The 9177-nt window shown below is 74.0% G+C and carries 1 protein-coding gene; it reads left to right on the top strand.

The genetic code is table 11. From position 1 onward, the window contains the following. A partial coding sequence (locus AB0G04_RS43905; protein WP_360996617.1) for a type I polyketide synthase occupies positions 1–9177 on the top strand: 9177 nt, incomplete at both ends.

Below are 9177 nucleotides of genomic sequence, written 5' to 3'. Positions count from 1 at the left end.
CGGGCACACGCAGGCTGCGGCCGGTGTGGCGGGTGTGATCAAGATGGTGATGGCGATGCGGCACGGTGTGCTGCCGGCCACCCTGCACGTCGACGTGCCGTCCGGTCACATCGACTGGGAGTCCGGCGCGGTACGGGTGCTGACCGAGAACCGCGACTGGGCGCCGGGCTCCGAGCCGCGCCGGGCCGGCGTGTCGTCGTTCGGCATCAGCGGCACCAACGCCCACGTCATCGTCGAGGAGGCGCCCGCCGGGCCGCCCGAACCGGCCGGGGCACCCGAACCGCCCGGCACGGTCCCGTGGGTGCTGTCCGCCCGGTCGGCGGCGGCGTTGACCGCCCAGGCCGTGAGGCTGGCCGGATACGTGGCACAACGGCCGGACACCGACGTGGCCGCGGTGGCCAGGGCGCTCGTGTCGTCGCGGGCGGTCCTGGAGCACCGCGCGGTCGTGGTGGGTACCGGCCGCGACGAGCTGCTGGCCGGACTGGACAGGCTGGAGCCGGCCGGCGCGGTCACCGGCCCGGACACCGACATCGTGATGATCTTCCCGGGGCAGGGCTCGCAGTGGGCCGGCATGGCCGCCGGACTGCTGCGCGAGTCGCCGGTGTTCGCCGCCCGGATCGCCGAATGCGCCGCGGCGCTCGACGAGCACGTGGACTGGTCACTGCTCGACGTGCTGCGCAGCGACGACGACAGGTTGCTGCAGCGCGTCGACGTCGTCCAGCCGGTGCTGTGGGCCGTGATGGTGTCGCTCGCGGCGGTGTGGCAGTCGATGGGCGTACGGATCGCCGGCGTCGTCGGCCACTCGCAGGGTGAGATTGCCGCCGCTGTGGTCGCCGGAATCCTGTCGCTTCCGGACGGAGCACGGGTCGTGGCGGTCCGGTCGCGGGCGTTGCGGGCGATCGCCGGCACCGGGGGCATGATCGCGGTCGCGATCGACCAGGACGGCGCGGCCCGGCTCGCGGACGAGATTCCGGGCGTGTCGGTCGCCGCGATCAACGGGCCGATGTCGGTCGTGCTGTCCGGCGACGTCGCCGGGGTCGACCTGGTGCAGGCCCACTGCGCGGAGCGGGGTGTCTGGTGCCGGCGGGTGCCGGTCGACTACGCGTCGCACTGCGCCCATGTCGACGCGGTACGCGCCGAGCTGCTCGCCGCGTTCGACGGGCTGACGCCGCTGCCGGGTGGCGTGCCGTTCCACTCGACGGTCACCGGGGAACTGCAGGATCCGGCCGGACTGGACGCCGCGTACTGGTTCGAGAACCTGCGCCGCCCGGTGCGGTTCGACGACGTCATCGCGGGCCTGATCGCGGCCGGCCACCGTACGTTCGTCGAAGCCAGCCCGCATCCGGTGCTGGTGGCCGGCGTGGGGGAGCGGGGCGGCGCCGCGGTCGGGTCGCTGCGCCGGGACGTCGGCGGCCTCGCGCAGATGCTGCGTTCCGCCGGTGAGCTGTGGGCGCGCGGCGGTCACGTCGACTGGCGCACGGTGACCGGCTCCGGTGCGGTCAGCACCCTGCCGACCTACGCGTTCCAGCGGGAACGCTTCTGGCCCGAGCCGCTCGGACCGCTGCTGGGCGAGCCGGTCAGCCTGGCCGGCGCGGGTGTCCTGCTCAACGGCACGCTGTCGACGGCCACCCTGCCCTGGCTGGCCGACCACACCGTCCTCGGGCAGACGCTGCTGCCCGGGACCGCGTTCGCGGAGCTGGCACTGCAGGCCGCGCCCGGCCTCGGCGAGCTGACCCTCGAGGCACCGCTGATCATCCCGGCTCACGGCGAGGTCACGGTCCAGGTGATCGTCGAGGACGGTGCCGTGCGGATCGCCTCCCGCGGCCCGGACGGTCCCGGCTGGACGATCCACGCGACGGGTACCGTCGCCGACCCGGCTCCGCCGGCCGACGCCGGCCTGACCGTCTGGCCACCGGCCGGAGCCGACGAGCTCGACCTCGGCGACTTCTACAACGATCGTGACGAGGCCGGGTTCGGGTACGGACCCGCCTTCCGCGGTCTGCGCCGGGCGTGGCTGTCCGGCGACGACACCTACGCCGAGATCGAGCTGCCCGCCGCCGCGACCGGCGCCGGCCGGTTCGGCCTGCACCCCGCGCTGCTCGACGCCGCGCTGCACGGCGCCCTGCTCGGCTTCGACGGCCCGATGCTGCCGTTCGCGTGGTCCGGTGTGCGTCAGTACGCGACCGGCGCCACCCGGCTGCGGGTCCGGATCAGCCGGCTGGACGCCGACACCGTCGCCGTGTCGCTTGCCGACGTCCACGGCGTACCGGTCGCCGAGATCGACGCGCTCACCTTCCGCCCGGTGACGCGGGCAGCGCTCACCAACGCCGCGGCCGTGGTGCGCGACACCCTGTTCGAGGTGCGCTGGACACCGGTCACCCGGCCCGCCCCGGAGCCGTCCGCGCCCGGCGGGGCCCACGTGCTGTGGGCCGCCGACCCCGGCGACGATCTGCCCGGACTGCCCGGCCGTCTCCGTGACCTGCTCGGCCACGTCCTCACCACCGTCCAGGAACACCTCGACGGCGACGACGACGAGCAGCTGGTCGTCGTCACCCGCGGAGCCGTTCCGGCCGGTGGCCCGGTCACCGACGCGGCCGGGGCCGCCGTGTGGGGCCTGGTCCGGTCGGCGCAGTCCGAGCACCCCGGCCGGCTGCTGCTCGTCGACGTGGACACCGCCGGCGCGCCCGACTGGGCGTGGCTGCGGCCGCTGCTGCCGGCGGACGAACCCCAGGTCGCGCTGCGCGGCGGTGTCGCCCACCTGCCGCGGCTGGCCCGCGTCTCCGTACCCGCCCCCGCCGGCGGCCCGATCACCGGTGGCCCGGTACTGGTCACCGGCGGCACCGGCACGCTCGGTGCGCTCGTCTCGGAACGGCTGGTCACCGCCCACGGCGTCCGGCGCCTGGTGCTCACCGGCCGGCGAGGCGCGGCCGCGCCCGGGGCGGCTGACCTGGTCGCACGACTGGCCGAGCTCGGCGCGGACGCCACCGTGGTCGCCTGCGACGCCGCCGACCGCGACGCCCTCGCCGCGGTGATCGACGGGGCCGGTTTCACCGGCGTGGTGCACTGCGCCGGGGTCCTCGACGACGGCGTCGTCACCTCGATGACCGGCGACCGGCTGAGGCGAGTACTCGCCCCCAAGGCCGACGCCGCCGTCCATCTGCACGAACTGACCGCGGGGATGGACCTGGACCTCTTCGTGATGTTCTCGTCCATCGCCGCCACCCTCGGCAATGCCGGCCAGGCGAACTACGCGGCCGCAAACGCCTTCCTCGACGGGCTCGCCTCGCTGCGGCGGGGCCGGGGACTGCCCGGTACGTCGGTCGGCTGGGGCCTGTGGGCCGAGGCATCCGCGATGACCGGGCAGCTCACCGGCCGCGATGTGACCCGGCTCGGTGGCGAGCTCACCACCGCTGACGGGCTCGCTCTGTTCGACACGGTCGTGCGCTCCGCTCCCGTCCACACGGTCGCGGCCCGGATCGACACGCGCCGAGACCCGCGGGACGGGGACGTACCGGTGCCGGCTCTGCTGCGCGGCCTGGTGCGGACACCGGCCCGCCGGGTGGCCGCCACCGGTCCGGCGCCCCTGCTCGCCGCCGAGGACCCGGCCGCGCTCCGCGACCGCCTCCTCGACCTCGTCCGGACCGAGGCGGCCGCCGTGCTCGGGCACTCGTCGCCGTCCGCTGTCGACCCCGACCGGGTGCACGCCGACCTGGGCTTCGAATCGCTCACCGCGGTCGAACTGCGCAACCGGCTCGCCCGGGCCACCGGGCTGACGCTGCCCGCGACCCTGGTCTTCACCTATCCGACCCCGAACGCGATCGCCGATCACCTGTGCGAGCGACTGGGTGCTCCGGCCGCCGCACCGGCGCGGACGGCCACCCCGCTCGCCGCGACCGACGGCGAACCGATCGCCATCATCGGCATGAGCTGCCGCTATCCGGGCGGTGTGACCGGGCCGGACGAACTGTGGCGGCTCGTCGCCGAGGGCGGCGACGCGATCACCCCGTTCCCGGACAACCGCACCTGGGACATCGGCGCCCTCTACGACCCGGACCCCGACCGGCCGGGCACCACGTACACGACCGAGGGCGGTTTCCTGCACGATGCCGACGCCTTCGACGCGGAGTTCTTCGGCATCTCCCCGCGCGAGGCCCTCGCCATGGACCCCCAGCAGCGCATCCTGCTGGAGACGGCCTGGGAGGCGTTCGAGTCGGCCGGGATCGACGCCCGCACGCTTCGCGGCACCCCGGCCGGGGTCTTCACCGGCGTCATGTACCACGACTACGGGACGCTGCTCGCCGGCTCCGGCACACGGGACGTCGACGGTTACGCCGCGATCGGCGCCGCCGGTGGGGTCGTCTCCGGCCGGGTGGCGTACACGTTCGGGCTGGAGGGTCCGGCCGTCACCGTGGACACCGCCTGCTCGTCGTCGCTGGTGGCGGTGCACCTGGCCGCCCAGGCACTGCGACGTGGTGAGTGCTCGATGGCCCTCGCCGGTGGCGTCACGGTGATGGCCACACCGGGTACCTTCATCGACTTCAGCCGGCAGCGAGGGCTCGCCCCCGACGGCCGGTGCAAGTCGTTCGCCGCGGGCGCCGACGGCACCGGCTGGTCGGAGGGGTCGGGCCTGCTGGTCCTCGAACGGCTCTCCGACGCCCGGCGCAACAACCACCGGATCCTTGCGATCGTACGGGGAAGCGCCGTCAACCAGGACGGTGCCTCCAACGGCCTGACCGCCCCGAACGGCCTGTCCCAGCAGCGGCTCATCGGCGCGGCACTGGACGCGGCCGGGCTGCGGCCGCAGGACGTGGACGCCGTCGAGGCACACGGCACCGGCACCACGCTCGGCGACCCGATCGAGGCCGAGGCGATCATCGCGGCCTACGGGCGTGATCGCAGCCCGGACCGGCCGCTGTGGCTCGGCTCGCTCAAGTCGAACATCGGCCACAGCCAGGCCGCCGCCGGCGTGGGCGGAATCATCAAGATGGTGCAGGCCATGCGGCACGGGCTTCTGCCCCGCACCCTGCACGTCGACGAGCCGACGCCGCACGTCGACTGGTCGGCGGGCGCGGTCGAGCTGCTGCTGGAGTCCCGGGAATGGCCGGAGACCGGCCGGCCGCGACGCGCCGGTGTCTCCTCGTTCGGCATCGGCGGCACCAACGCACACGTCGTGCTGGAGTCGGCGTCCGAGGAACCGGTGCCCGCCGGACCGGCTCTTACGGACGCCCCGGTACCGCTGGTGCTGTCCGCCTCCGCCCCCGAGGCGTTGCGGGCCCGGATCGACCAGCTCCACGACTTCCTGGCACAGCGGTCCGACCTGCATCCCGCGAAGGTGGGTGCGGCGCTGGCCGGTTCCCGGGTGCCGTTGGAGCACCGGGCAGTGCTGCTCGGCGAGGCGACCGAGATCGGTGTCGCCGCTCCGGGGGGTCTGGCCTTCCTGTTCACCGGTCAGGGCGCGCAGCGCATCGGCATGGGTACGGGCCTGGCCGCCCGGTTCCCGGTGTTCGCGGAGGCGTTCGACGCGATCTGTGCCCGCTTCGACCAGCTGCTGGACCTGCCGCTGCGCGAGGCGATCGACTCCGACGCGATTCACCAGACCGTTTACACGCAGGCCGGGTTGTTCGCGGTCGAGGTCGCCGTCTACCGGCTGCTCGAATCGTGGGGTGTCACCCCGGACTATCTGCTCGGTCATTCGATCGGTGAGATCGCCGCCGCCCACGTCGCCGGAGTCCTGAACCTGGATGACGCGGTCACGCTGGTGGCAGCTCGTGGCCGGTTGATGCAGGCCCTGCCGCCGGGTGGGGCGATGCTGGCCGTTCAGGCGGCCGAGGCCGATGTTCCGGAAGGTGTCGACATCGCGGCGGTCAACGGGCCGGATGCGATCGTGCTGTCCGGTTCGGTGGAGGCGATCGACGCGGTCGCACCGCGGTTCGTCAAAGCGACCCGGTTGACGGTCTCCCACGCGTTCCACTCGGCACTGATGGAGCCGATGCTCGCCGACTTCGCTGCGGTGCTGGCGGGCCTCTCCTTCGAGGCCCCCCGGATTCCGGTCGTGTCGAACCTGACCGGTGAGCCGGTCGAGGAGTTCACCGCCGACTACTGGCTCCGCCACGTCCGCGAGGCCGTCCGGTTCGCCGACGGCGTGAGCTGGCTGGCGTCCAACGGTGTGACGCGGTGTGTCGAGGTCGGCCCCTCGGGTGTGCTGTCCGGGATGGCGGCGCTGACCGCCCCGGATCTGACCTACGCCGCGGCACTGCGCAAGGACCGCGACGAGACCGAGACCGTGCTCCAGGCGGCCGCCAAGCTGTGGACGGTCGGTGTGGCCGTCGACTGGACGGCGATCCTGCCGGCGGCCGGGCACGTCGATCTGCCGACGTATCCGTTCCAGCGGCGGTCCTACTGGCCCGCACCCGCGTCGGACGCACCGATCCCGGGAAGCGCCCCCGCCGAAGCCCGGTTCTGGGACGCGATCGAGCGCGGGGACCTCGACCGGCTCGCCGCCGACCTGAGGGTCACCTCGGAAACCCTCGACGGTGTCCTGCCGGCGCTGACCGCGTGGCGGCGTGAGCAACGGTCGACCTCGGTGGTCGACGGCTTGCGATACCGGGAGGACTGGGCGCCGCTCCACCTGTCGCCGAGCGGGCTGACCGGCACCTGGCTCGCCGTCGCCGCCACCGGCGCGCGGACCGGCGACGTCCTCGACGCGCTGCGTCACCAGGGCGCCGACATCGTGGAACTGCCCGTGCACACCGCGGAGGACCTGCACGAGCATGATCTGACCGGCTTCGACGGGGTCCTGCTGCTCACCGGTACGGCCGGGGAGTCACTGCCGGAGACGCCCGCCGTGCCGGCCGGTCTCGCCCTCACCGTGACCTGCATCCAGGCTCTCGCCGCCGCGCAGGTGACCGCTCCGGTGTGGTGCCTGACCCGTGGCGCGGTCTCCACCGGACGCTCCGACCCGCTGCGCAACGAGACGCAGGCCGCGTTGTGGGGCCTCGCCCGTGTCGCCGCGATCGAACAACCCGTGTCCTGGGGTGGTGTGGTCGACCTGCCGGAGACCGTCGACGAGCGGGCCGGGCGGCGCCTCGCCGCGGTGCTCGCCTCCGGGACCGAGGATCAGGCGGCGGTACGCGGCTCCGGCGCGTTCGGCCGGCGGCTGGTCCGTGCGCCGGCCGCCGTCCCGGCACCGTTCCCGGCGGAACACGGCACGGTCCTGATCACCGGTGGCACCGGCGCGCTCGGGGCTCAGGTGGCCCGGCGGCTCGCGGCTCACGGCGTACCCCAGCTCCTGCTCCTCAGCAGACGCGGGCCCGCCGCCGCCGGAGCCACCGAGATCGTCGCCGACCTGGCGGCTCTCGGTTGTTCGGCGACGGTGGTCGCCTGCGACGCGGGAGACCGGGCGGCACTCGCCGGCGTTCTCGCCGCGATCCCGGCCGACCGGCCTCTCACCGGTGTCGTGCACACCGCGGGGGTGGTCGACGACGCGACGTTCCTGTCGCTCACCCTCGAACAGCTCGACGCCGGATTGCACGCCAAGGCCCGCGCCGCGGCCAACCTCGACGTACTGACCAGCGATCTGCCGCTCACCATGTTCGTGCTGTTCTCGTCGTTCGCCGGCAGCGTCGGCAACGCGGGCCAGGCCGGCTACGCGGCGGCGAACGCCTATCTCGACGCGCTCGCCCTGCGACGGCGGGCCGCGGGCCGGGCCGCCACCGCGATCGGCTGGGGCCCGTGGGCCAGTGACGGCATGGCCGGCGGGGGAACGGCGGAGCGACTCCGCCGGAACGGACTGCCGCCGATGCCGGTCCAGGCCGCCCTGGACGCGCTCGACACCGCGATCCGATGTGACGACACCGCCGTCGTGGTCGCCGACGTCGACTGGCCCCGGTTCGCGCCGACCTTCACGGCCGGCCGGCCGAGCCCGCTGATCAGCAAGTTGGCGCCGCCGGCCGCGATCACGTCCGGCCCGGCCGACTTCAGCGGCCTGACCGCCACGGACCGGCGGCACGCCCTGCTCGAGCTCGTCCGGGCGCGGACCGCGGCCGTACTCCGTCATCCCGATCCCGGAGCGATCGACGTGAACCGGGCGTTCCACGACATCGGATTCGATTCGCTGACCGCGATCGAACTGCGTAACACGCTCGCCGCGGCGACGGGCCTGCGGTTGCCCGCCACCCTCGTCTTCGACCACCCCACCCCGGCCGCGCTGGCGGACCACCTGGCGACCTGGTTCGGCGGCGAGACCGAGCAGACGACCGCAGTGGCCCAGCCCGTGCCGGACGATGACGACCCCGTGGTCGTCACGGCGATGGCCTGCCGGTTCCCCGGCGGCGTCGGCACGCCGGAGGAACTGTGGACGCTGGTGCGCGACGGTGTCGACGGTCTCGTCGAGCCGCCCGCCGATCGTGGCTGGCGCGACGCCACCGGCTTCGTCGGCGGGTTCCTGACGGATGCCGCCGACTTCGACGCCGCCCTGTTCGGCGTGTCACCGCGCGAGGCGCTCGCCATGGATCCCCAGCAGCGCCTGTTGCTCGAATCCGTCTGGGAGACCTTCGAACGGGCCGGCATCGACCCGCGATCGGTGCGCGGTGAGCGGATCGGTGTCTTCGCCGGAACCAACGGCCAGGACTATCCGGCCGTGCTGGCCGCGGCGGGTGGCGCCGACGTCGAGTCGCACATCGCCACCGGCAACGCCGCCGCCGTCCTCTCCGGCCGGGTCGCCTACGCGTTCGGCCTGGAGGGCCCGGCGGTCACCGTGGACACCGCATGCTCGTCCTCCCTGGTGGCGTTGCATCTGGCGGCACAGGCGATCCGGGCCGGCGAGTGCCGTTCGGCGCTGGCCGCCGGGGTGACGGTGATGTCCACCCCGGTCGCCTTCGAGGAGTTCGACCGGCAGGGCGGCCTGGCGCCCGACGGACGCTGCAAGGCGTTCGCGGACGCGGCCGACGGCACCGGCTGGGGCGAGGGCGTCGGCGTCCTGCTGCTGGAACGCCTCTCGTCGGCGAACCGGAACGGTCGTACTCCGCTCGCCGTGCTGAAGGGCAGCGCGGTGAATCAGGACGGTGCGTCGAACGGTTTGACGGCGCCGAACGGTCCGTCGCAGCAGCGGGTGATCCGGCAGGCGCTGGCGAACGCGGGTCTCCGTCCGTCCGATGTGGATGTGGTGGAGGCGCACGG

Origin of the sequence: Actinoplanes sp. NPDC023801 (genome assembly GCF_040639655.1) — a bacterium.
Taxonomy (GTDB): Bacteria; Actinomycetota; Actinomycetes; order Mycobacteriales; family Micromonosporaceae; genus Actinoplanes.
This window is presented reverse-complemented; position numbering and strand designations above follow the sequence as displayed.